Here is a 22571-nt window from a genome sequence, read left to right as displayed (position 1 = left end):
TAAAATAGAATTAGAAAAATATATCAATTACTATAATACGAAACGGATTAAGGCAAAATTAAAAACGAGTCCGGTGCAATACCGAACTCGTTTTACCCAAGCTGCCTAATGAAATAACTGTGTCTAACTTTTAGGGGTCACTTCAAATCCTTTTTAAGGATCAAGAGGTTTTCTATTTCGCATATGTAATTATGCAACGAAAGGTTTATTCATTTTCATTAAGCCGTAGATAAAATAGAATAGTCCGAATGTAATGAGCGATAAAATAATATAAAGTACAGCTCTCCCAGGCTCACCAGACCAACGATAAAATAGGCGATATGTGAAATACATAACATAAATCCAAATACCAAAGGAAGCGAATATACCTATAAATGGAATGATGAATGAAACAAGTAATAATCCACCATAAATTAAAACATTCTTTAACGCTTCGGCACGAACGGTTGCGTCATCATCACCCTTTGCTGTTAATAAGAAAAGGCTATAAACGTTAATAATAGGAATCCAAGCAATATAGGCAAGATCATCAAAGCCATTTGTTTTAGAAGCCTGATAATAAATAAGTGAACTAATAATATATCCTGCAATACCCATCAAAAGAACAAGTAATAAAAGGATGATAAACAAACTACCAAAAAATTCATCGAAATCATTAGAATTATAAGAATCGTACATTGGAAAACCTCCTTTCAAAAAAATACTTCATAATAATAACAATACTAAAGTGTTAAATCTATAGTGGTAAATATAGGCGTCGTTAGGAAATAATTCATATATACTACTTTTGTGGAATATTTGTATTTTTTCGATAATATTTTTTTGATATAAGGTTGATCGAATTGTAAAAATGAATTTGGAATTATTAGGAGTATAGTGGTGAAGAATCATTTTATAAAAATTTTTCTGTTTTAGATTCTACAAATATTGTAATGGAAGTACGGGAGAGTACATCATATGCTGTAATTAAGTTATAAATGTATGAATTTAGCTTGTACTAACGGAGTAAATAGATAGCACTTAAGTTAAAATGGTGGAAAATGTGAAATGAAGCAAGGGATAAAATATATGTATAAGTTCAAAACCTCTTAAACCGTTAAAGGTGTAAAGAGGTTTTTGTACTTGCATACGTAATTATGTAACGAAAGGTATATTCATTTTTATTAAGCCGTTGTAGATTTCACAAAAAATCAGTGCTTGAACAAGACAGCTTACAAAAAATAATTTAAATTCTACAAGAAACTATCTTGATGAATGTTTAAGCAATAATGTAAAAAATACTAAAAATATCCACGATAAAATTGGTATAATAGTTTTAGGAATTTTTGTTTATATGAAGTAAAAGAAATAAGAGATAGGAGAGTATGTGATGCTAATTATAATTTTTTTAATATTGATAGTGATAAGCTGTTACTTTATGGAAAAAAATTATCGAAAAAGTGTCTATTATAAACAGACAAAAAATAATTTCTTTGCAGTTAAAACAAATATAGGGAGAAATGGAGAGTACTTAACATCGAAAATTATTGAGAAACATGCCTTACAAAGTCATAGGCAATTATTAAATGTATATATTCCAAAGAGAAATTCAGATGAATTAACGGAAATTGATTTGCTTTATATTGATCGAACTGGTCTATATGTAATTGAATCTAAAAACTATAGTGGTTGGATTTTTGGCAATGAAACACAACAGCAATGGACACAAACGATGCCGAATAAGAAAAAATATAAATTTTTCAATCCAATCCGTCAAAATGCCACGCATATCCGTGCAATTCAAGATTTTTTAGACCTTCCGAAAGAAGCAATTCATTCAGTTATTGTCTTTAGTGAGCGCTGTACATTGAAAAAAGTGGGAGTAACTTCCCAAAATGTACATGTTATAAAACGAGAGGGTTTAAGGCGTTTCATCCAAACACAAAAGCAAACTGCAAAACAGTTTTTCTCTCAAGACGATATTCAAGCAATTTACAATAAGCTTATGCCTCAAATGCAAGTATCCAATGAAGTCAAAAAACAACATATTCAAAGGATTCAGCAGAAATATGGCAAATAATTGTGTGTTAAAAGGGGACAGTTGGCATGCTAGAATAACGCTGACGAATTTAACGTTTCTTAGGAAGTGTAATTATTTCAAATGTTGTCACGTTTGATAATCCTATTATTTCAAGATATAGTTCTTATTACAGATAAAATAAGGAGGAATGAATATGGCAGAAATTAAATACGAAATTGTTGAAACAGTTGCGGTATTATCGGAAGGCAATAAAGGCTGGAAAAAAGAATTAAATTTAATTAGCTGGAATGGTCGTGAACCGAAATACGATATTAGAGATTGGTCAGAGGATCATACAAAGATGGGGAAGGGTGTTACGTTGTCACTGTCTGAGCTACAGCTTTTGAAAGAGTCATTAGCTAAATTGTCAGACTTAGATTAATGGACAGAGCTACTCTTTAGAGTTGTTTTAGACTAAGATGTAGAATATAGCCCTTCACCTGACTTACGATACAGGTGGTAAAAATATAAGTAGCAATTTAAAATTTTCTGAGGATTTTCCATAGAATATATTTCGTAAAATTGTTAGACTAACAATAGCAACAATTCATAATGCAGGTGGCGGCTGAACTCCCTTTTGAAAGGGGGTGAGGCGGATGACAGTATTTGAAGCATTCAGTTTGATTGTGCAGTGTAGCCTTTTGCTAATTGCAGTACTGACACTGATGCTTAGCATTATTGTCTCTCAAAATAAAAAGAAATAGCCACCCTGCCGGCTAAGTAAGGTGGCGATTGCTACAACTTTAACTTGGTCAGCCGCTATGGTTGCGGCATGATTGTTGCTTTGACTGGATGTTGACGCATCCAGTCTTTTTTATTCTATATTTAGTGTATCATATTTATTCGAAAAAGAACATTTTTCTTCATGCAGTAGGCATTTCAGGCCAGTCGTATTTGATACAGTCTTGATCTCTAGATTAAATGAATTTTGCGATGTCATTTAGTGCTAAACGAGATGAGCCGTAAGCTGGTGCTGCTGCTTTTCCGATAGCGATCAAGACGATTGGCACTAGATGATCTGTTAATTCAAAGTGCTTCGCAAAAGCCTCTTTATTGAAGCCACCCATTGTAACCGTATCATAGCCCATATCTTTTGCTAAAAGCATGATTTGCATAGAAATTAAGCCTGCATCAAATGTAGCTATATTTTTAAGAACTTCTTTAGGAAGATTTGAATAAATTTTTAATGAATTTTCGATCATCATGTTTTTTGTTGCTTCATCCATATAACCAAGCTCGAAGTTTTTAGTATAGACTTCTTCAACATTATTGTACATTGCAGTATCGCCTAATACCGCGATGATAGCAGACGCCGTTTCTACTTGCTCCTGGTTATTAGCAATTAAACGTAGTTCTTTTTTTACTGCCTCATCTTGGATCACTAAAAAGCGCCAAGGTTGTAAATTACTTGATGATGGAGCGGTTGTTGCCTCCACAAGTAATTCCTCTAAATCTGATTGAGGAATTTTATAATTAGCTTCATATTTACGAACAGATTTGCGATCATGCATTACTTTATTTAAATAACTTTTTGTTGTAGTCATGTTAAAAAATCTCCTTTATTTTTGATGAGATTTTACTATACGATATACTCTTCAAAATTCCAAGTAAATTGCTCGAATTAGACAGTTTTGATTAACTTCTTTCAGCGGGTATCCAATTGCCGCTGAAAGAAGTTAAAGCCTCCGGCGGATGTCACGGAATCGGAAAGGAGTTCATATAGGATGTTACCTAAGATCATCGCATCCATACGATAACGGCTAACTGACCTGCATCGGTAAAAACGCCACGTCCTGTGGCATTACCGAAATGACCGACATCGTGTCGGCCCTCACGCAGGCCTAAGCACAAAGCCGATTTCGGACGCAATTATGCCGAGGCAAAATTGATGATTGTTACTTAAATTTAAATGCCTCGAAGTCAACGCTTATATCTTTATTGCGGGATTTCAATTGCTTGGCAACATGTTTTAGCATTTTTTCAGGGCCACACATAAAAATACTTGTTTGTGGGGGCACGGAAAAATTTTCAAATGAAAGCCTGTCCATTTGGGTAGTATCAATAAAGTTCACTCTGAATTGTTGATTAGTTATTGCATACTCCTGTAAAAAATCTTTATAGATAGCATTGTTTTGACCGTGATAAGTGTAAAATAATTCAATATCACGATCGATGGGCTGTGATTGCAAATAAGATAAAAATGGAGTAATGCCTATACCACCAGCTATCCAAACTTGTTGTTGTGTTCCGTTTTCAAAGTTTAAATGACCATAAGGACCATCAAGTGTGACTGGTGTATTCAATTGAATTGAATCATATACTTTTTTTGTGAAATCACCAATCGCCTTTATAGTGATAAATAATTTTTTTCCATCGCCACCTGAAATTGAAAAGGGATGTGGTGCCTTTTCTATGCCATCTTGCAAAATCTTGATAAAAATAAATTGTCCATGACGAAAGGGTAATTTTTTATCAAGTGTTAGCTCTAGTTCAATAACATTGGAATCCAATTTTTTGATCTCCGTAATGTTGCCTGTATATTTAAAAAACATATCCTGATACATCGTCAACATATATAATGCTGACATAAATCCAATAGTTGCAGTTATTGCTGTGAAAATCCCTAAAGGTGTAGGCTGCAATAAATCGTATCTGCTGGAAAAATAGGCATGATAAATTCCAAATGTATAAGGGATAAGCATTAACCGATGAAAGATCCGCCAGTGCTCATATTTTAGAAATTTAGCAAAAAGCGCAATTACAATTAGCGCTATGAAACCATATTGCCCAAGTGATCCTAGTTCTTTCGCAAATTCGCTAAGTGAAGTTCTTTGTACTTTATCCCAGTGGGGGACCAGACCTTGTAATTGCCCATGAATAACCACTAATACTAGTGAAAGTATTGCTAAATATTTATGATAAAAATAAACATTTTCTAATCCATGGAACCAACGCTCAAAAATTTTCATTCTTGTTGCTAACAAAAAGACAAGAAAGAAGCCTGTAATGGCCATGCCTCCAATGATGTGACTGAGCCTGTTAACTACCTGGATAGGCTCTATAGGTGTAGCAAAATACCATAGTAAAGCACTGCTACTCATTATTAGTATGATAAACAAAATTCCTTTGATAGATTTCATAAATAACCTCCAATACTCATTTTTATCTCTAATCATCTTACATATACAACGAGAACCTGAAATGTTTCTGATATTTTTTATTAAGAGTAAATTTCGTCTACAATAAAAAAAGGGATTATGTGTTCGGAATATACGTTCCCTTTTGTGGTGGGATGTGTTAAATTAATAAAGGTAAAATATAGAGATATAAGGAGTGGAAGTAAATCATGCAAGGGAATACACATATTGTTGGAGGCATCACTGCAAGCCTTGCTTTTGCACAAATTTCTAATGATAATCCGCTTGTTTTAGTAGGAGCAGGCGTTATCGGTGCATTACTTCCGGATATTTGCCATGGAGGAAGCAAAATTGGGAGGAAATTCCCTGTCATTTCAAAGATTGTCAATACTATGTTTGGACATCGTTCCTTTACACATAGTTTGCTTTTTTTATTTCTAGTTGGGATGCTGTTACATACATTTATACCGTACGAATCCATTTCACTAGGTATTTTAATAGGGATGGCAAGTCATGTTCTCCTTGATATGGGAACGAAGAAGGGTGTTAAGCTGTTCTTCCCAGTATCTATTTCAGTTCGTCTACCACTTACTACAAAAACAGGTAGTAAAGCTGAAAAAGTAGTGTTTATGTTGTTAACGATGCTTTCAGTCTTTTTTAGTTATGAAATTATTTTTAAGCTAATTGAAACTGTATAAGCAAAGGAACCCAATACGAGAGTGAGATGCTCCTTCTTAGATAGACAGATAAAAAATCTGTTTATCTAAGAAGAGGGCACTGAAAAAGTCTATATCTTCTCACATTGCGAGGTATTCAACGATTAAATCGTTAATACCCCGCTTTTTTCATTTGGCACTGTGACTCTACTGTTGTTTTCCGAAGCATTCCACGGGCGAGCGCCGAGCCTCCAATCCGTATGTTTAAGTACTTATTATTAAAAGTCGGATACACATGCCGAACAAGAGGCATTTCAAAATACGGAAGCATTTAAGCAATTAGCCGCAAATCGCTACAAAGTAGAAGCGAAGAATAGTGAATTAAAAAACGGACGCGGGTACGATACGGCATCGACTGCGGGTCTATTTGGCATGGAAATTCAAGGTGCTACAACGATATTCGCTGTCAATTTAAAACGGAAGTACTAAACGAAAATGAATAAGGAATAGAGACAGAAATAAGGCACTTCCTGTTCAAAATTGAACAAGAAGTGCCTTATTTTTATCTGAAAAAGGTTCGCTTTTATGAAAACGTAAGTTTTTCAGTGCCCTCATCTAAGGGGAGTATTTTTTTATTCAGCAGTAAACGCAAAGAGGATATTCATTATAAATGATTTTTGGAAGAAATTTCACTGTTGAATGAATTGCTCAAAAAAACTCCGTCGTATATGTAGTATTACTTCGCTAGAGTCCTTACTTACTGCTGCATTTTGCTGTATTTTCAGGGATAGTTTTTTCATTACCGAAAATTTTAATCAAGTTGTTGACCTTTGTGTAACACAAACCTTTATAGTCAATATCAACAGAAATACAAATATTCAGAATATTAAAATTACTAAGGTGGATGGGGGAGCTATTATGAAACGACAAACATTAATGCGTACACTGACTTTGTCTCAAGTTGTATTTTTAGGGATTGCATGGAATAACCCGATGGTATTCTTCAATACATACGGAATCGCAACTGTCACTTCCCAAGGTGTCATTATGGGGGCGTATATTATCGCTTTTCTTGCAATCCTGTTCACTGCTTTTAGTTATGGCAAGATGGCAAAAGCATTTCCAATCGCGGGATCGGCTTATACATTCACACAAAAATCCATTCATCCACAACTTGGGTTTCTTATCGGTTGGACAATCATGTTGGACTATATGTTGACACCAATGGTCACTTGTTTAATGTCTACTGTTTTTTTAAACGCAATGTTCCCTGGAGTCCCTCACGCCCTATGGATTACCCTATTAACTGCAACTATTGTAATACCTAGCATCTTGGGTGTTAAGTTCACCGCATCTACTGGTAAGATTTTTGTTATTGCACAAGTCATATTTGTTGTCATCTTCTGGATTTTGACGATCAAAAGTTTAATGGCGGGTGTAGGATCAGGTACACTTTTCTCTATTCAACCTTTGTTCAATGCAGAAATCAAATTGCCAGTGATTTTGGCGGGAGCGTCAATTCTTTGTTTTAGTTTTCTTGGCTTCGACTCTCTTACTACATTGTCTGAAGAAACAATCAATCCTGAAAAAACAATTCCTAGAGCGATTATCATCATGTTGTTGACAATTGGTGTCCTCTATATCGGATCAGCCTATTTGGCACAATTGGTTCACCCCGGCTTTACTTTTGAAAACACAGATTCGGCAGCTATGGAAGTTGTCTATTTGGTCGGCGGGAATTTGTTTAAATCCTTATTTGTTACCGCAGTAATTTTAGGAAATTTCTCTTCTGGTGTGGCCTCGACAACAAGCGCATCCCGCGTGTTGTATGCAATGGGGCGAGATTCTGTACTGCCAAAAAAAATATTTGGACATATCCATTCACGTTTTAAAACACCGTCAACTGGAATTATTATAATTGGAATCATTTCATTGCTCGGTATCGTGCTGACACTCGATCAAGTCATTAAGTTCATTAACTTTGGAGCGCTTATTTCTTTCGCGTCTGTTAATTTATCTGTCATCGCGCATTACTTTATTCGGAATCGTAAGCGCTCTTCTTTCAATGAATATATGCGTTATCTGGTTATGCCACTAATTGGTGCAAGCTTTACGCTTTGGCTATGGTCTCACTTAGAGTTGGATGCATTGATTCTTGGCGGCATCTGGATGGCAATTGGCTTGGGATATCTAATGTATATGACGAAGTTTTTCAGACAAGAATTGCCTGAATTCAATTTCGATAAGGAGATTATTCCTGAAAGTGTTCTTGCAGAAGACGTGAAAATGTAAAGGCGTACAAGGGATGATTCTCCTATTAATTTGCAGGTAGGATATGCATTTGAAAGGGGTGAGGCTATTCACAGAAAGGTAGAATTCCGAAAATGAGAACTGCTTTATTCAAGGTTATGAAACTCCTACCACTTATTGTAATCTCTTGTTTTGTAGGAGAGGTTAAATGTGCATTTAGATAAAATATAGCTAATTAATTGGGAGGTTAGTATAATGCTAAATTTGAAATTATTTATTAATGGTAAATGGTCAAATTCTGTGAACAATGAAAAACGTAATATTATCAACCCGGCAAACAACGAAGTGATTGCTGAGGCATCGAGAGCAAGTGTTGAAGAAACGCGGGATGCCATTGAAGCAGCACGTCATGCATTTGATTCAGGTATTTGGTCAGACATGCCGGCTTCTGAAAGAGCATCCTATTTATTCAAAATTGCAGATAAACTTGAGGAGAATGCATCTGAGCTGAGTACACTTGAAATGTTGAATACAGGAAAGCCTCTTAGGGAAGCGGAGTTCGATATTGAGGATGCTGTGAATTGCTTCCGATATTATGGCGGCCTCATCACTAAACCAAACGGTCAAACGTATTCCGTTGCCGATCCGATACAGGGGCTTATTGTTCGTGAACCTGTAGGTGTATGTGGTCTGATTGCTCCTTGGAATTTCCCATTATTGACAGGAGCGTGGAAAATTGCGCCTGCGCTTGCGGCGGGAAATACGATTGTGTTCAAGCCATCGGAATTAACACCTATTACTACGATTAAGCTCTTCGAAATTCTTGAAGAAGTAGGGATTCCAGCAGGCGTTGCGAATTTGGTGACAGGAGGAGGTTCGACTGTCGGTAATGAATTGGCTGAAAGCGATAAAGTCGATATGCTTTCATTTACTGGCAGTACAACAGTAGGTAGATCAATCATGAAAGCAGCATCAGGAAATATGAAGAAAATTGCACTCGAATTAGGTGGTAAATCGCCGAATATCGTCTTCGCTGATGCAGATTTTGAAACAGCGGTCGACTATGCGCTTTATGGAATATTTATGAACGCAGGTCAAGTATGTAATTCAGGCTCACGCTTGCTCCTTGAAGAAAGCATCCATGACAAGTTCGTTGAAAGTTTGATTAGTAAAGCGAAAAAAATACGTGTCGGGCGTGGTAAAGATCCTGCGACTCAAATGGGTGCCCTTGTCGGCGAAGATCATATGAACACAGTGCTAAATTATATTCAAATCGGTATCGATGAAGGTGCGAAATTGGTTTGTGGCGGTAAACGGATTACAAGCGCTGGACTTGATCGTGGTTATTTTGTCGAGCCGACAATATTTGTAGATACAACGCCTGATATGAAAATTGTCCAAGAGGAGATATTCGGTCCTGTGCTAGTTGTTCAAAAGTTCAAAGATGAAGCGGAGGCGATCAAGCTCGCAAATGATACGCCATACGGTCTTGCAGCTGGGGTGTTCTCTCAAGATGGTGCTAAAGCTTTGCGAGTTATTAAAAAAATTAGAGCAGGTATTACTTACATTAATGCATACAATCTTGCTTACAACGAAGCCCCTTGGGGAGGATATAAGCAGAGCGGACTCGGTCGAGGATTAGGTACTTTCGGTTTAGATGAATTTTCGGAAGTGAAACAAATAAATATCAATTTAGAAGTCAGTCCAACTAATTGGTTTGAAAGTTAAAGAACAAGACAAAGTAATCTCCTAAAAGAAATTTGTTAACATAAGGTCATTTGAAAAATTGAAAGGGGAAATGTTTGATGGTATGGGATTTTAATTTTAATTTACCGACTTCTATTGAGTTTGGTAACGGGACAGTTAACAATGTCGGGAAAAGAGCGAAAGAGCTAGGTGGTAAAAAGGCGCTGATCATTACTGATAAAGGGCTTGCGCAAACGGGGATTTTAAAAAGGGTAACAGATTCATTGGAACAGGAAGGGATTCCTTATCTTGTTTATGATGAAATTACACCGAATCCGAAAGACGTAGATTGCGTAAAGGCCTATGAACAATTTAAAGACGAAAATATCGATTTGTTGTTAGGTCTTGGTGGTGGAAGTTCAATGGATACTGCTAAAGCAATCGGGGTACTTTTTACACATGAAGGGGAGCTTAAAGATCGCTATGGTTTTAATCTGTTGGAGCGCGATATTACACCTCTTATTTGTATCCCAACTACTTCGGGGACTGGTAGTGAGGTGACGACAGGGTCTGTTATCACAGATACGGTCACTAAACAGAAAGAAGCTATACTTGATATAAAATTAGCGCCGAAATTGGCAATTGTGGACCCTGAATTGACGCTATCTTTGCCTAAATCCATTACTGCTGCTACTGGAATGGATGCATTGACACATGCAATCGAAGCTTACACGAGTAATATTGCTGAACCGATTTCTGATGCACTCAGTCTTTATGCGATTGAAATCATTGCTAAGTATCTTCCACTCGCTGTGGAAACCGGTAACAATTTAGAAGCAAGGCAAAACATGCTTGTAGGAAGCTTGATAGCAGGTATGGCGTTTACGCACGCCGACCTAGGTGCTGTGCATGCAATGGCTGAACCGCTTGGCGGGCTGTATGATACACCACATGGAGTGGCAAACTCCATCTTCCTCCCTCATGTATTTGAATATAATATTCCGTCCAATCTGGAAAAACATGCGACAGTTGCGTTGAAACTTGGAGCAACCGCGGAAGGGAAGAACTTGGAGGAAATTGCCCAAGAAGGTGTTGTATTGCTACATGAACTTGCAAGTATAATTGGCATTCCGCAATTCCGGGATTTAGATAATGTTAACCCTGATGATTTCGAATTTCTTGCTGAAGGGGCATTTAAACATTTGTGTACAATTACAAATTCTCGTCAATTATCGAAAGATGACTACTTGAAATTGTTCCAAAAAACTTATGAGATGAAAATGAAACATTCATATCATTAACCTTACGAAACGCTAAAAGGTTCCAGAGCATAACGTGAGATTTAATGATAGCGGGGGGAATAATCATGGTTAATCACGAAGAGAAACAAATTTTAAATTTGCCATTTACAGGAATATGCACGTTTGGTAAATATCCGATTTGCACAGATTTGGACCATCTGGATGCCGATGTAGCGGTCATAGGGGTACCGAATGATATGGGTACCCAATGGAAATCAGGGGCAAGAATGGGACCGAGGGGAATTAGGGAAGGATCAACGCTATATAGTTTCGGATTAGAAGGTGCTTATGACATTGAAAGTGATATCATGTATCTCGGACCAGATTGGAAAGTGGTGGACTGCGGCGATGTCGATATGGTACATGGAGATCTAATGCAATGTCACGAAAATACAGAAGAAGCGATCCGTAAAATTGTTTCGAAAGGAGCTATACCAGTAGTTCTAGGAGGAGACCACTCTATTACGGCTGCGGTAGGAAAAGGACTGAAAGAAATAGGTCCGTTTCATGTCATTCAAATTGATGCACATTTGGATTGGGCAGATCACCGCTCAGGAATGCGATTTGGCCATGGTAACTGCATCCGCCGTTTATCGGAGATGGATCATGTACAGAAAATATTCCAATTAGGTATTCGTGGAATTAGCAGTAGTAAAAAAGAGGATGTTGAAGCTGCAAGAAACTATGGAAGCGTGATCCTATCTCCACGTCAAATGAGAAAAATGGGGATTGAAGAAGTACTGGAACAAATACCAGCTGGAGAAAGATATTATGTGACAATTGATATCGATGGATTGGATCCATCAATCGCTCCTGGGACGGGTACACCTTCCCCGGGCGGCCTTCTTTACGATGAAGTAAACGAAATATTGGAAGGGATTGCAAAAAGGGGAGAAGTGATTGGATTCGATTTAGTCGAAGTGGCGCCTCCCTATGATCCTACCGGCATGACGGGGCAAGTAGCGGCTCGCATTATGCTAGATTTGCTAAGCTATGTCTTAAAAGAGAAAGAGAATAGAAGGCTAGTTTAACAGAAAAAAGTACGCGAAATAGGTTGGATGATGATCTGAAATAAAGCGTTCAGAATGGTACTTGACATATAGTCAGAAAAAATTGCATAGTTTGAATTAGAGGTTCGTAAAAATTTTTTTGCTGAATATTCTATCGGGTTAAGAAGGTAATCTATTTGGAGAAATAAAAGTAGGCGAGAAAATAATTCAGACTATAACGAATCACTTATTTTATAAAGTTTATTGAGTGTGTGGTAAACTAATCAAACCTGAAAATTTTTGAATTTGGTAAGTTTTTCTATACTCCTGCGATAAAAATTTTAGCAGTCTATAAATTTTTTAGGAGGTAAGCAGATTGAAAGAAAAACTGACTATCGGTGAAATGGCAAAGCTACGAGGATTGACTTCGGAGACCTTACGCCACTATGATCGGATCGACTTGTTCAAGCCACAATATATCGATTCACATTCCGGATATCGATACTACTCTATTTTTCAGTATGAAATTTTGGGTACCATTAAAGAACTAAGGCAACTTAGGATGACTACAGATGAGATCAAGGAATATCTTAATGAACGTAATTTCAGTAAATCGTTGGATATTATGAAAACCAAACACGAAGAGCTTGTTTCAAATCTGAAAGAATTGAATGAAATGGAAGAAAATATCAGGGAGAAGATTGCCTATTTGGAACAGGTGGAAAGAGAAAATGAACTTCAAAAAGTCATATTCCGCGAAATGAAAAGTAGGCGATTACTTACCTTACATGAGAAAATCAATAATAACTTCGAACTTTGTTATGGTGTATTGAATTTAGAGAATATGCTTACGGAGAAGACACCGATTCTTGCTACCAACAGACTTGGCATTATTATTGAAGAAACGAATCTAAAATTGGGACGTTTTGAGGAACCTTCCACTATTTTTATCGTGGCGAAAAATAAGGAATATATTCCAAATACATATCAATTGACGATTCCAGGAGGATTATTTGCGTGCATCCGTTACAATGGGGAATTATTGTCGAGTCGTAGTGAAAGTTTAAGAAAAATACTTCATTTTCTTAACAAAAACAGCTATCAGATCACTGGTGATGCATTGCAAATCATGCATCTTGATATTACGATTACCGATAAACCGAATGAGATTACCTTTGAAATCCAAGTTCCTATCCGAAAACTGTGATGCATGACAAACTTGTGAGAAATTATTTTAGTGAGTACATTTTATATTAAATTTGTAGAATAAATTTTCTTGATAAACAAACATTGGATTTGTAATAACGAACGAACGAAAAAACGAAGAAACGGCTTAAGCCTTTTGAAATAAAAGCTCAAGCCGTTTAAATATTTTATAATTGCCACTGTATACTTACTAGGTGGTTCATTTAAGTTAAGGCAACGGTTTTAGTCACCCTGTACTTCTTCGACTGTTTGTTCTACTTCTGCTCGTGACATTTTTTCACGGCCTTCTTGCATGGCCTTCAATGTTTTATGGGCTAATGCAAGCGGTAAACGACAGAATAATAATACCGTACGTTTATTAATATCTTTCATATAAAGATCAGCTTTTGCGAGATTTTCCTCCGCATATGCAAATAAATCTTCACGAGTCCAGCCATCAGGAACGAAACTTACTCCGCGCTCATCCATATCCTCATGCTGATTGCGTAAAATATTGACTGCTTGGAGACCTCGGCCATAGCCAATTGCTAAATCGCGATCTGTTTGAATGTCTGCACCCCACGCCCAAAGCTCGGACAGCATTGTCCCAACAAGCCCTGCAACGTAGTATGTATAATCATCTAAATCCTCTCGCGTATGCACCTGCCAGTTTGCTTTTGCCCACTTCGCCATCCCAAATGCCATTTCACTTGTTGAAGCTTGGACAATTTTACGTGAGCCTTCAGGACAAAACGTTAGCCAATCTGCTAAACGAAGAGATACTTCAGGTAACTGATCTGCATATGGAGCTAATAATGCTTCATAGGCTTCAGCATTAAATGGTTCACTTAATAACTCGCTTGTTGCCGTAAGTAAATCGAATTTCAGATCATTAGAAAGGTTTTCATGATCCTCAATTTCATCTATAGCACGCATTGCTAAATATGCGGCTGCCACTGACAATTTTAAATCATTTTTTAAAAAAGTAATCGGTATATAAAAAGTGCGACTAGTTTCCTTTAAAACTTGCATCGCTTCTTTATAAAGTTTCTTTTGATCTTTCACTTGTATTCCTCCGTTCAAATGGTAACACATCTATAGTATATCGTATCGTAAAAGTGATGAAAGATAAAACAGATTGTTCTATTTATAATCAACTATTTTCAAATGGTATAGATTAAGTCAAAGAAAGTGTAGAGAACGAGGTTGCCATTTTTACAGGTAGGGACGGACACAGCAAAGGCAAAAGTGATTTCGAGAAGCGAACTAGTGAATGTTGGTGGATATTCAGCTCATTAATTAATAGAATTACTATAGGTTTTATCGCATTTTCACTTCTTTTGTTTTTATAGTAGAATAATGTTAAAGTTATAAAATGCGACTAAAATCGTGTGATTAATAGAAAAAAATTGATATTTTTCGTCTTTTTTTCATGAAAGTTTGCTAAGTTATTGCACATTTTTTTCAACAGCGTTAAAGTTTAGGAAGGACAGAGATACAACTTCACTTTTCGAGTAATTGTAGCTGACGCTTTGCTTTCACGCAGAAGACATTTGTAGTTGTTAATTTGCTTTCGGTACTGAAATACAATACATCGGATTTTGGCATAATAACTCCTTGCAAAATCCGTGACATTTGTGGAGGCATGAACGTTATTCAACTGGCTTCTAATCGCCTCTTGAATACAAGCAAAATCTAGTATATATCTCACCATCTGAAATAGAGATTGTACGTAAAGTCAAAGGAGAATGGTATGCCAAAGGCTATAGGTATTGATGCAGGCGGAACATTGACAAAAGTTGCTTATTTAGATGAGCATAATGAGCTCGTTTTAATAACTTTCCCGTCAAATGATTTGCTAGCAGTGCAGAATTGGATTATTAATCATCCAGACATTGAGGATATTGGTGTTACGGGAGGGCGTACAGAACAATTACTGGATGTCATCAAAACAATGAAATCGATTCATTATATAGTAGAGTTTGAAGCCACATTGAAGGGCGTTCGATTTTTATTGCATAAAGAGGGTTACTTCTTCGAGCGAAGTATGATTACTAATATTGGTACTGGTACTTCAATTCATTATATGGAAGATAATACACATGTTCGTGTTGGTGGAACAGGCGTTGGTGGTGGAACATTGATTGGATTGTCAGCGCTTACAACTGGCATCACTGATTATAATGAAATAAGAGAACGGGCCTCTAAGGGTAATCGAGACGAAATTGATTTACTTGTAAAGGATATTTATCAAGGGATGGACACGCCTATTGATGGGAAATTGACAGCTAGTAATTTTGGGAAAGTTGGTATTACAGAGTCTGTCAAACATCCAACAGAAGATATTATCGCAACTGTACAAGGACTTGTCGGTGAGGTTATTACGACACTTAGTATTCAATATGCTGAAGAAAAAAATGCTCAACATATTGTTTATATCGGTTCAACTTTAAGTAATAATGATCATCTTACACGAGTTATTGCCAATTACACACGTACGAAAAAGCATACACCAGTCTTTATTAATGACCACGGTTTTTCAGGTGCAGTCGGTGCATTATTAAATATAACTGAATATACGATTGTCTAAATACAATGTACATTACTAATTAAAATTAGTGATGTGCATTTTTTTTATCTTCATTCAGTAGAAGAGTTCTACCTATAAAGGTGGTGAGATGAATGCAGATGCGGATCCTTTTTCCAAACACCTACAGAAATAAAGGAATTCAGTCTAAGAACACCACGACCTGTGGCAATTTATTTGTGCGAAAGCGAAGCGTCAGCTACAATTACGCCAAGGCGAAAATGATTGGACTGGAAACCTTTTAGTAATGCCTGCAGTAATCCCCAAAGCATAAAACCTTCTATCCTGAGCAAATTACATGTAGGAGGTGAATATCCGTGGCCAATAGAAACACCAACAGAAACAACAAAAACAACAATAAAACCATGAATGTTAGAACGCATAATCCCTTTGATACCTACAAAAAAATAGACCTCGACAAATCAAATAGTAATAACAATAACCCGAATGACAACCTCAATGAAGAATTCGCTGCAGAGTTTGATGCGAAAGCAAAAAATAAAGATAATAAAACGAACCATAAGAAAAATCAGCAGTCCAACAAAAACAAGTAACCTAAATATGGAGGCTTAAATAATGGCAAAGAAGAATAAAACAAGCTTCAAAAAGAAAAAGAAAGAAGATACACATAAAAGAAATGATCGTGAAGAATATTCAGCAGAATTTAATCAAGTAATTCATAACAATCCTCAACAACCAAAACAATCCAGTAAAAAAAGATAACGAAAACTGCTCCTTAAGGTTAAGAATACTTAAGGAGCACTTATTTTTTGCTGTTTTGGCTACTTTATACCAAAAGAATATGAAAGGTTGATTAACTTGCGGAAATTTTGTGTGAAACTTGGCATTTTTCTTGGATTGTTTGCTGTATTCATAAACATCCCAACAATTACTTATGCTCAACAAGGAATACCAGCCCATGCTCAGTGGGGAAAAGTAGCGATAAAAGAGACACATGCAAAATACCCTCAAGCAAAAATCCTCGATTATTTGCATGAGGGAAGGGAGGTTATTGAAGACGCCACTATTGAAAAATTTAAACTTTGGCTAAAACAAAGTGACAAGGAATTCGGCGTATATGTTCGAATCAAATATGTAACCAATACAAATAAAGTGGTGAAAATTGAATTCCAAGAAACCACTCCATGAAATAAGAGGATGCCTAATTACAGGCATCCTCATTGCGTTAGCTTTCTAGCTTTTGAATAAATTCTCGCATTAATCCAGGTAAATCTGGCCATGCATGACCACTAATTAAATTGCCGTCTGTGTGAAGATTAGTATCGATATACGTCGCTCCAGCTACTTGAACTTCGGGCTTGCATGCAATATAGGCTGTTAGTTCACGCCCTTTCAGTATTTCTGGAATGGTCGCGAAAATTTGAACTGCATGACATACAGCAGCGATTGGTTTATTTGTTTCAAAGAAATGGCTCACTAGTGCTGGAACATGTTCATTTAAACGAATGTATTCTGGCGCTCGTCCACCAGGAATGATGAGTCCGTCAAATTGTGCTGGATCTACTTCTGCAAAGGATGAGTGTGCTTCTAAGCCGTATGCTGTACGCTCGATGTATGTATCGACACCATCAACAAAATCGTGCAATACAGTTTGTAATTTCTTTGCGGATGGTGCTGCAATCGTTACATCATAGCCAGCCTCAAGACAACGGTAATAAGGATAAAAAATTTCTAAAGCTTCAACTGCGTCTCCTGCTAGTATTAATACCTTTTTCCCCATGCTTCCATCTCCTTTTATTTGTAATCTATTAGCTTAATTCGACACTTTCAAAAAATTCCCTTCTGATAGTTAGTGCGCCGGAGAATGAATGTATCATATGTCAGTAGGCTGTGGATCATTTCTCCTAAAATATACGCCATCAAAACTTCAAACAACTTGCTTTACAACGAAAAAAATGAAGCGTATAGTATTTGTTTAGCTAGGTAAATAAATAAATTCAGGAGGACAATAACATGAATCCTATATTTCATGCTTTATTCCAAAAAAGTCGTTATTTAACGAATTGTTTAAATGAAGTACTGAAACAGCACAACTTGTATAGCTCACAATGGGCTATTTTATATTGCTTACATAATCATGGGCCAATGACATTAACACAAATTTGGAAGTATTTAAACGTTGAGGCACCGAGTATAACTAGAGCAATTACTCGACTCGAGACTTTAGGTTGGGTGCTTAAAATTGATGGTGAAGATAAACGTGAAAAAATCGTTACCTTATCACCATATGCAGAGGAACATTTGCCTGCTATCACTAAAACTATCTTAGTTTTTGAGGAAGAAATGGTAGGGGCATTGACTGACGAGGAACAACAGCAATTTATAATTTTATTGGAAAAAATGAAAGGTTGATAGACGTGCAGCAAGAGGGGAATACAAAAATATGGACGAAGCGGTTTATTAGTCTCTTTTTAACAAATATCTCGGTATTTTTTGTTTTTTATGGATTGGTAACGACTTTGCCTCTATATGCGATTGGTGAGTTGCACCAGACGGACAGGGAAGCGGGATTGTTAATATCAGGATTTTTATTATCAGCCATTATCGTTCGTCCCTTTTCGGGTAAATTATTAGATGTTTTTGGGAAGAAAAAGCTTTTAGTTATTTCAATTATAGGCTATTTTTTATGTACAGTTTTATATTTATTTATTCATCCTTTTGGACTTTTACTAGGACTACGTTTTATTCAAGGGATTTTCTTTAGTATTATTACAACAGCAGCTGGCTCTTTAGCAGCAGATATAGTGCCAGCCAAACGAAAGGGTGCAGGTCTAGGCTATTTTGCAATGTCTACTAACTTAGCAGTAGTTATTGGACCATTTATCGGTTTGCTGCTTATTCAATATAGTAGCTTCAATGTATTATTTATTGTGATGAGTATTTGTATATTAGCAGGTGGCATCCTAGCTGTAACGATAAAAACTGATGATCTATCCAAGCCTGAACATCAGGGTAAATTGACATTTAAATTTGATGATTTATTTGAACGTCGTGCACTTCCAGTTGCGGCGATTGCTAGTTTAGTAGCTTTTTCATATTCGAGTGTTTTATCGTTTTTATCAGTCTACGCACAGCAAAAAGATTTAATGGCTGTAGCGAGTCTATTTTATGCAGTTTTTGCAGCAGCAATGCTTATTACACGTCCATATACAGGCAAACTTTATGATACAAAAGGGCCGCAGTTTGTTATTATACCTGGTATTATACTCTTTGCAATCGGTCTTGTTATGCTCGCATTTGTCTCAGGACCAGCATTATTTTTATTTGCAGCCATCTTTATTGGATTTGGCTATGGGGCAGTAACTACAAGCTTACAAGCATTAGCTATACAGTCTACTTCACATACACGCAGTGGTTATGCAACAGCAACGTTCTTTACGATGTTTGACATTGGTATTGCGCTTGGCTCTTATATTTTAGGAATGGTGGCCGTGCAAGCAGGCTATTCTTCTGTATATCTAACTGGAGCAGGCTCGCTAGTTGTAGTCTTTATCATTTATTTAATGCGTTTAGCTTCTTTCAGCAGAAGTATCCCACATCTATAGGTAGTGAGATGAATGTTGATTTAAGTTCCTTTTCAGCGGGTGTCCAAAAACATGCTGAAATAGAGGAACTCAGTCTAAGAACGCCACGTCCTGTGGCATTACCGAAATGACCGACATCGTGTCGGCCCTCACGCTGGCCTAAGCACAAAGTCGATTCCGGACGCAATTATGCCGAGGCATAATTGATTTTAAAAAAAGTAGCCATGTATAAAGAAAAAAAAACAGTTGGGGCATCCCAAGGGCACTGAAAAACTTACGTTTTCATAAAAGCGAACCTTTTTCAGATAAAAATAAGGCACTTCTTGTTCAATTTTGAACAGGAAGTGCCTTATTTCTGTCTCTATTCCTTATTCATTTTCGTTTAGTAGCGTTAATATCCGTTTCAAATTGACAGCGAATATCGTTGTAGCACCTTGAATTTCCATGCCAAATAGACCCGCAGTCGATGCCGTATCGTACCCGTGTCCGTTTTTTAATCCACTATTCTTCGCTTCTACTTTGTAGCGATTTGCGGCTAATTGCTTAAATGCTTCCGTATTTTGAAATGCCTCTTGTTCGGCATGTGTATCCGACTTTTAATAATAAGTACTCAAGAGGAATGGCATTACGTCCATTGTCTACACAATATTTTGTTTTTAACTCTTCTAAAATGAATGAAAAATCAATAAGTTCATTGATTTGGCGAAGTATATTATCTTTTGGCACAACAATATCGTAGATCGCCATGTATGGACTTACATTAAGGGTTTCTTGATTTGAAATCATCGGAGGCATCACCTGCACATTAATTCTTTTATTATAAAGAAAAGCGTGACTAAAATAATAGTGTGATACATTGCGTTGTTTGGAGAAGCATCGCTCGACTCCTGTGGGAAAGCGAGACAGACGAGACCCCGCACGAAGCGAAGCGTAGGAGGAGGCTCGGCGCTCGCTCGCGGAAAGCGAGCGGAATGCTTCGGAAAACAACAGTAGAGTCGCAGTGCCAAATGAAAAAAGCGGGGTATTCAACGATTTAATCGTTGAATACCTCGCAATGTGAGAAGATCTAGACTTTTTCAGTGCCCTCGGGCAATCCATCTGTTTTTTTATTCACTATATACGACCATATCCAGCAAAGTGTGTTTTCCAATAAGAGCTATTAATGTTAGCAATAGAAACACCACCGTTACTTGCGCTAATCATTTGACTATTTCCAATATAAATGCCTACATGAGAAATACCAGCTTTATATGTATTAGCAAAGAATACTAGGTCACCTACTTGAGGTGAACTTACTTTTTTAGCTGTACTGTAAAAACCTGCTGCAGACTTACGAGCTGTCGATATACCAGCATTATTATATACGTATGTGACATAGCCTGAGCAATCAAAACCTGTACTCGGTTTACTTCCACCAAATGTATATTTTACGCCTAATTGTTTTTTAGCAACTTGCACTAGGTTAGTTGTTGGTTTTGGTGTAACTGTAACTGTTGGTTTAGGTGCAGCTGTAGGCTTAGGTGTAGGTGTTGATATTGTTCCTGATGTGAGTGGGGTATTAAGGTTTAACTTTTGTCCAACGCGAATTGTCGTAGAAGATAAGTTATTCCATTTCATCAATGTTTGATAAGTAACACCGTACTGATTGGCAATCTTCCATAAAGAATCACCAGATTTTACTGTATAAGTTGCTGCTGATGCTGTGTCAATTGTTGAAAAAAGTACAGATGAACTTAAGGCCAATGTAGCTAATTTCAATCCCCATCTATACTTTTTATTCTTTTTCATAATATGTATCCTCCTAAAAACTTTAAAAGCTTAATATATATATGATATTAACATTGTAATATTACAATAGTATGTCAATAAAATAACATTAAAGATACAAATTATACTAATAATAATTGGAAAATATATTGATTTATGGCTCATCATCAAAAATCAGGGGAGTTATTTATTTATATATGCCATGTATGTAAGTTAATTGGATGAGGACTTGGCGATTCCTATGCGGTTCCTTATGAGCATATATTTTGTTTATATATGAAAACGAAAATGATAAAAATGAAATATTGGGGGATATTAAGTATCTGAATGAAGTGAAGGGAGGAGACCGACTCTTGGAAAGGCAAGGGACAGTCCCCGTTGTTTAATTTTTTTCTTTTTGAATGGCTTTACGTGCAAGTGCATCTGCTGCTTTATTTTGCGTATCTGGAACCCATTTGATGAAAAATAAATCGAAGTTACTCACAAGTGTAAGTGCCTGCTCAAGATAAGGTTTAAATTCCTCATTTTTCACATATTCTTTTTCCATAGAGGCTACAACAATTTTTGAATCTGAGCGCACTGAGACTAGGTTTGAACTAAGCTTTCGTGCTTCCTCAAGCCCACGTACTAAGGCAGTAAACTCGGCAATGTGGTTATTTGTTTGCCCTATATACTCACTGATTTGTATATGATGGCCTTCTCCTTTAATAAATATCCCAATACCACTGGGGCCAGGATTTCCTGCACTAGCAGCATCAATGTATACTTCTAACATAAATAAAATCCCTACTTTTTGATTTAGATTTTACATTAATTGTACATCAATAGTGCTTTTTCACAATATCTTAGTTGATGATCAATTATGCCTCCGCATAATTGCGTCCGGAATCGGCTTTGTGCTTAGGCCTGCATGAGGGCCGACACGATGTCGGTCATTTCGGTAATGCCACAGGACGTGGCGTTTTTACCGATGCAGGTCAGTTAGCCGTTATCGCATGGATGCGATGATCTTAGGTTAACATCCTGTGTGAACTCCTTTCCGATTCCGTGACATCCGCCGGAGGCTTTAACTTCTTTCAGCGGGTGTTTGGACACCTGCTGAAAGAAGTTAAATATGGATAAACAAAATAGTTGCTTGTTCAAAATGTTCACTTCATAATAGTAAGAAGCGAAATTTGGACGTGAAAGGAGCGAGAGTTCAATTTGGATAAAGTGACGGTTATGAAAGATATTGATGAACTACATGATACGTATTGTGCTGATTGTTTAGTCATCAAGCAATTACGTAAAGATCGTGGTAAACCCGGAGCTCACCGTTTCTGTATTGAAGCTTGCACTGTAGGAGAGCGACTACAATTTCTCGGAGAAGAGCTCTTGAAGGTGTATAGTAAATAATGTTTTATACCATT

26 protein-coding genes and 3 pseudogenes are annotated in these 22571 nt (G+C 36.8%); 19 read left to right on the top strand and 10 right to left on the bottom strand.

Features of this window, described 5'->3' with window-relative positions:
• Positions 1 to 109, top strand: a 109-nt coding sequence (locus tag ACYQ73_RS14985; RefSeq protein ID WP_460013232.1) for an IS3 family transposase, incomplete at its 5' end; no start/stop codon positions are given.
• A gap of 80 nt (positions 110 to 189) precedes the next feature.
• Here ACYQ73_RS14985 and ACYQ73_RS14980 read toward each other — a convergent pair.
• On the bottom strand, positions 190 to 678 hold the full coding sequence (locus tag ACYQ73_RS14980) for a hypothetical protein (RefSeq protein WP_460013216.1): 489 nt from the start codon (positions 676 to 678) through the stop codon (positions 190 to 192).
• 739 nt (positions 679 to 1417) lie between these two features.
• On the opposite strand from ACYQ73_RS14980, the gene ACYQ73_RS14975 reads away from it, so the two are divergent.
• The 3 genes from ACYQ73_RS14975 (at position 1418) to ACYQ73_RS14965 (ending at position 2763) form a co-directional block, all read left to right on the top strand.
• A complete protein-coding gene (locus ACYQ73_RS14975) occupies positions 1418 to 2059 on the top strand; it encodes a nuclease-related domain-containing protein (RefSeq protein WP_460013215.1) in 642 nt (213 codons plus the stop codon).
• Between the two features lie 154 nt (positions 2060 to 2213).
• Complete coding sequence (locus ACYQ73_RS14970) at positions 2214 to 2441, top strand: YdbC family protein (protein ID WP_400939229.1); 228 nt, start codon at positions 2214 to 2216, stop codon at positions 2439 to 2441.
• 214 nt (positions 2442 to 2655) lie between these two features.
• The gene (locus ACYQ73_RS14965) at positions 2656 to 2763 is read left to right on the top strand and encodes a putative holin-like toxin (RefSeq protein ID WP_220443510.1); all 108 of its coding nucleotides are present in this window, start codon (positions 2656 to 2658) and stop codon (positions 2761 to 2763) included.
• A 213-nt stretch (positions 2764 to 2976) separates the two neighbouring features.
• Here the strand turns inward: ACYQ73_RS14965 and ACYQ73_RS14960 are convergent, their stop codons facing one another.
• The 3 genes from ACYQ73_RS14960 to ACYQ73_RS14950 all read right to left on the bottom strand — a co-directional run bounded on the left by ACYQ73_RS14960 (position 2977) and on the right by ACYQ73_RS14950 (position 5199).
• The gene (locus tag ACYQ73_RS14960) at positions 2977 to 3603 is read right to left on the bottom strand and encodes a nitroreductase family protein (RefSeq protein WP_460013214.1); all 627 of its coding nucleotides are present in this window, start codon (positions 3601 to 3603) and stop codon (positions 2977 to 2979) included.
• Between the two features lie 193 nt (positions 3604 to 3796).
• Positions 3797 to 3928 (bottom strand): hypothetical protein, encoded by a 132-nt coding sequence (locus ACYQ73_RS14955; RefSeq protein WP_460013213.1) that lies wholly within the window; start codon positions 3926 to 3928, stop codon positions 3797 to 3799.
• A gap of 26 nt (positions 3929 to 3954) precedes the next feature.
• Positions 3955 to 5199, bottom strand: coding sequence for a ferredoxin reductase family protein (locus ACYQ73_RS14950; RefSeq protein WP_460013212.1), 1245 nt, complete (start codon positions 5197 to 5199; stop codon positions 3955 to 3957).
• Positions 5200 to 5405: 206 nt separating this feature from the next.
• On the opposite strand from ACYQ73_RS14950, the gene ACYQ73_RS14945 reads away from it, so the two are divergent.
• The 7 genes and pseudogenes from ACYQ73_RS14945 (at position 5406) to ACYQ73_RS14915 (ending at position 13285) form a co-directional block, all read left to right on the top strand.
• Positions 5406 to 5894 (top strand): metal-dependent hydrolase, encoded by a 489-nt coding sequence (locus ACYQ73_RS14945; protein ID WP_460013211.1) that lies wholly within the window; start codon positions 5406 to 5408, stop codon positions 5892 to 5894.
• 240 nt (positions 5895 to 6134) lie between these two features.
• A pseudogene (locus ACYQ73_RS14940) lies at positions 6135 to 6341 on the top strand (transposase); the annotation flags it as partial.
• A gap of 429 nt (positions 6342 to 6770) precedes the next feature.
• Positions 6771 to 8144, top strand: coding sequence for an APC family permease (locus tag ACYQ73_RS14935; protein WP_460013210.1), 1374 nt, complete (start codon positions 6771 to 6773; stop codon positions 8142 to 8144).
• Positions 8145 to 8357: 213 nt separating this feature from the next.
• Positions 8358 to 9830: an aldehyde dehydrogenase family protein gene (locus ACYQ73_RS14930; RefSeq protein WP_460013209.1), complete on the top strand. Its 1473-nt coding sequence runs from the start codon at positions 8358 to 8360 to the stop codon at positions 9828 to 9830.
• 77 nt (positions 9831 to 9907) lie between these two features.
• A complete protein-coding gene (locus ACYQ73_RS14925) occupies positions 9908 to 11089 on the top strand; it encodes an iron-containing alcohol dehydrogenase (RefSeq protein ID WP_460013208.1) in 1182 nt (393 codons plus the stop codon).
• Positions 11090 to 11154: 65 nt separating this feature from the next.
• On the top strand, positions 11155 to 12120 hold the full coding sequence (gene speB / locus ACYQ73_RS14920; RefSeq protein ID WP_460013207.1) for an agmatinase: 966 nt from the start codon (positions 11155 to 11157) through the stop codon (positions 12118 to 12120).
• Positions 12121 to 12454: 334 nt separating this feature from the next.
• Positions 12455 to 13285 carry a MerR family transcriptional regulator gene (locus ACYQ73_RS14915; RefSeq protein ID WP_460013206.1) on the top strand — a complete coding sequence of 277 codons (831 nt, stop codon included), beginning with the start codon at positions 12455 to 12457 and terminating at the stop codon, positions 13283 to 13285.
• 221 nt (positions 13286 to 13506) lie between these two features.
• Here the strand turns inward: ACYQ73_RS14915 and ACYQ73_RS14910 are convergent, their stop codons facing one another.
• Positions 13507 to 14328 (bottom strand): squalene/phytoene synthase family protein, encoded by an 822-nt coding sequence (locus ACYQ73_RS14910; protein ID WP_460013205.1) that lies wholly within the window; start codon positions 14326 to 14328, stop codon positions 13507 to 13509.
• 688 nt (positions 14329 to 15016) lie between these two features.
• Here ACYQ73_RS14910 and coaW point away from each other — a divergent pair.
• The 4 genes from coaW (at position 15017) to ACYQ73_RS14890 (ending at position 16999) form a co-directional block, all read left to right on the top strand.
• Entirely contained in the window at positions 15017 to 15853 is an 837-nt protein-coding gene (gene coaW / locus ACYQ73_RS14905) for a type II pantothenate kinase (protein WP_460013204.1), read from the top strand.
• A 314-nt stretch (positions 15854 to 16167) separates the two neighbouring features.
• Positions 16168 to 16404: a hypothetical protein gene (locus ACYQ73_RS14900; protein WP_400719611.1), complete on the top strand. Its 237-nt coding sequence runs from the start codon at positions 16168 to 16170 to the stop codon at positions 16402 to 16404.
• Between the two features lie 22 nt (positions 16405 to 16426).
• Positions 16427 to 16573 carry a hypothetical protein gene (locus ACYQ73_RS14895; RefSeq protein ID WP_460013203.1) on the top strand — a complete coding sequence of 49 codons (147 nt, stop codon included), beginning with the start codon at positions 16427 to 16429 and terminating at the stop codon, positions 16571 to 16573.
• Between the two features lie 111 nt (positions 16574 to 16684).
• The gene (locus ACYQ73_RS14890) at positions 16685 to 16999 is read left to right on the top strand and encodes a DUF3889 domain-containing protein (RefSeq protein WP_460013202.1); all 315 of its coding nucleotides are present in this window, start codon (positions 16685 to 16687) and stop codon (positions 16997 to 16999) included.
• 37 nt (positions 17000 to 17036) lie between these two features.
• Here the strand turns inward: ACYQ73_RS14890 and ACYQ73_RS14885 are convergent, their stop codons facing one another.
• On the bottom strand, positions 17037 to 17591 hold the full coding sequence (locus ACYQ73_RS14885; protein ID WP_460013201.1) for a DJ-1/PfpI family protein: 555 nt from the start codon (positions 17589 to 17591) through the stop codon (positions 17037 to 17039).
• A gap of 233 nt (positions 17592 to 17824) precedes the next feature.
• Here ACYQ73_RS14885 and ACYQ73_RS14880 point away from each other — a divergent pair, with 233 nt between their 5' ends.
• Both ACYQ73_RS14880 and ACYQ73_RS14875 read left to right on the top strand, forming a co-directional pair.
• Positions 17825 to 18223, top strand: a complete 399-nt coding sequence (locus tag ACYQ73_RS14880; RefSeq protein ID WP_460013200.1) for a MarR family winged helix-turn-helix transcriptional regulator — start codon at positions 17825 to 17827, stop codon at positions 18221 to 18223.
• A complete protein-coding gene (locus ACYQ73_RS14875; protein WP_460013231.1) occupies positions 18223 to 19416 on the top strand; it encodes an MFS transporter in 1194 nt (397 codons plus the stop codon). The genes ACYQ73_RS14880 and ACYQ73_RS14875 overlap by 1 nt, the downstream gene beginning before the upstream one ends.
• 347 nt (positions 19417 to 19763) lie before the next feature.
• On the opposite strand, the pseudogene ACYQ73_RS14870 reads toward ACYQ73_RS14875, so the two are convergent.
• The 4 genes and pseudogenes from ACYQ73_RS14870 to ACYQ73_RS14855 all read right to left on the bottom strand — a co-directional run.
• A pseudogene (locus tag ACYQ73_RS14870) lies at positions 19764 to 19991 on the bottom strand (transposase); the annotation flags it as partial.
• Positions 19990 to 20181, bottom strand: a pseudogene (locus ACYQ73_RS14865) (IS5/IS1182 family transposase); the annotation flags it as partial. The pseudogenes ACYQ73_RS14870 and ACYQ73_RS14865, both read right to left, overlap by 2 nt.
• Before the next feature lie 327 nt (positions 20182 to 20508).
• Entirely contained in the window at positions 20509 to 21183 is a 675-nt protein-coding gene (locus ACYQ73_RS14860; protein WP_460013199.1) for a C40 family peptidase, read from the bottom strand.
• Between the two features lie 361 nt (positions 21184 to 21544).
• Positions 21545 to 21937, bottom strand: coding sequence for a ribonuclease HI family protein (locus ACYQ73_RS14855; protein ID WP_460013198.1), 393 nt, complete (start codon positions 21935 to 21937; stop codon positions 21545 to 21547).
• 101 nt (positions 21938 to 22038) lie between these two features.
• Here ACYQ73_RS14855 and ACYQ73_RS14850 point away from each other — a divergent pair, with 101 nt between their 5' ends.
• Positions 22039 to 22170 carry a hypothetical protein gene (locus ACYQ73_RS14850; RefSeq protein ID WP_460011308.1) on the top strand — a complete coding sequence of 44 codons (132 nt, stop codon included), beginning with the start codon at positions 22039 to 22041 and terminating at the stop codon, positions 22168 to 22170.
• Between the two features lie 195 nt (positions 22171 to 22365).
• The gene (locus tag ACYQ73_RS14845) at positions 22366 to 22557 is read left to right on the top strand and encodes a zinc-finger domain-containing protein (protein WP_132358910.1); all 192 of its coding nucleotides are present in this window, start codon (positions 22366 to 22368) and stop codon (positions 22555 to 22557) included.
• Positions 22558 to 22571: the final 14 nt, after the last annotated feature.

It is taken from the genome of Lysinibacillus sp. CTST325, assembly GCF_054665055.1.
Note: the sequence above shows the minus strand (reverse complement) of the source record. Positions and strands in the feature narration are given on the sequence as shown.

What these genes read in the sequence shown, in the direction of transcription:
- ACYQ73_RS14980 (WP_460013216.1), bottom strand. Translation starts at nt 678, where the DNA reads ATGTACGATTCTTATAATTCTAATGATTTCGATGAATTTTTTGGTAGT.
- ACYQ73_RS14975 (WP_460013215.1), top strand. Translation starts at nt 1,418, where the DNA reads ATGGAAAAAAATTATCGAAAAAGTGTCTATTATAAACAGACAAAAAAT.
- ACYQ73_RS14970 (WP_400939229.1), top strand. Translation starts at nt 2,214, where the DNA reads ATGGCAGAAATTAAATACGAAATTGTTGAAACAGTTGCGGTATTATCG.
- ACYQ73_RS14965 (WP_220443510.1), top strand. Translation starts at nt 2,656, where the DNA reads ATGACAGTATTTGAAGCATTCAGTTTGATTGTGCAGTGTAGCCTTTTG.
- ACYQ73_RS14960 (WP_460013214.1), bottom strand. Translation starts at nt 3,603, where the DNA reads ATGACTACAACAAAAAGTTATTTAAATAAAGTAATGCATGATCGCAAA.
- ACYQ73_RS14950 (WP_460013212.1), bottom strand. Translation starts at nt 5,199, where the DNA reads ATGAAATCTATCAAAGGAATTTTGTTTATCATACTAATAATGAGTAGC.
- ACYQ73_RS14945 (WP_460013211.1), top strand. Translation starts at nt 5,406, where the DNA reads ATGCAAGGGAATACACATATTGTTGGAGGCATCACTGCAAGCCTTGCT.
- ACYQ73_RS14935 (WP_460013210.1), top strand. Translation starts at nt 6,771, where the DNA reads ATGAAACGACAAACATTAATGCGTACACTGACTTTGTCTCAAGTTGTA.
- ACYQ73_RS14930 (WP_460013209.1), top strand. Translation starts at nt 8,358, where the DNA reads ATGCTAAATTTGAAATTATTTATTAATGGTAAATGGTCAAATTCTGTG.
- ACYQ73_RS14925 (WP_460013208.1), top strand. Translation starts at nt 9,908, where the DNA reads ATGGTATGGGATTTTAATTTTAATTTACCGACTTCTATTGAGTTTGGT.
- speB (WP_460013207.1), top strand. Translation starts at nt 11,155, where the DNA reads ATGGTTAATCACGAAGAGAAACAAATTTTAAATTTGCCATTTACAGGA.
- coaW (WP_460013204.1), top strand. Translation starts at nt 15,017, where the DNA reads ATGCCAAAGGCTATAGGTATTGATGCAGGCGGAACATTGACAAAAGTT.
- ACYQ73_RS14895 (WP_460013203.1), top strand. Translation starts at nt 16,427, where the DNA reads ATGGCAAAGAAGAATAAAACAAGCTTCAAAAAGAAAAAGAAAGAAGAT.
- ACYQ73_RS14885 (WP_460013201.1), bottom strand. Translation starts at nt 17,591, where the DNA reads ATGGGGAAAAAGGTATTAATACTAGCAGGAGACGCAGTTGAAGCTTTA.
- ACYQ73_RS14880 (WP_460013200.1), top strand. Translation starts at nt 17,825, where the DNA reads ATGAATCCTATATTTCATGCTTTATTCCAAAAAAGTCGTTATTTAACG.
- ACYQ73_RS14860 (WP_460013199.1), bottom strand. Translation starts at nt 21,183, where the DNA reads ATGAAAAAGAATAAAAAGTATAGATGGGGATTGAAATTAGCTACATTG.
- ACYQ73_RS14855 (WP_460013198.1), bottom strand. Translation starts at nt 21,937, where the DNA reads ATGTTAGAAGTATACATTGATGCTGCTAGTGCAGGAAATCCTGGCCCC.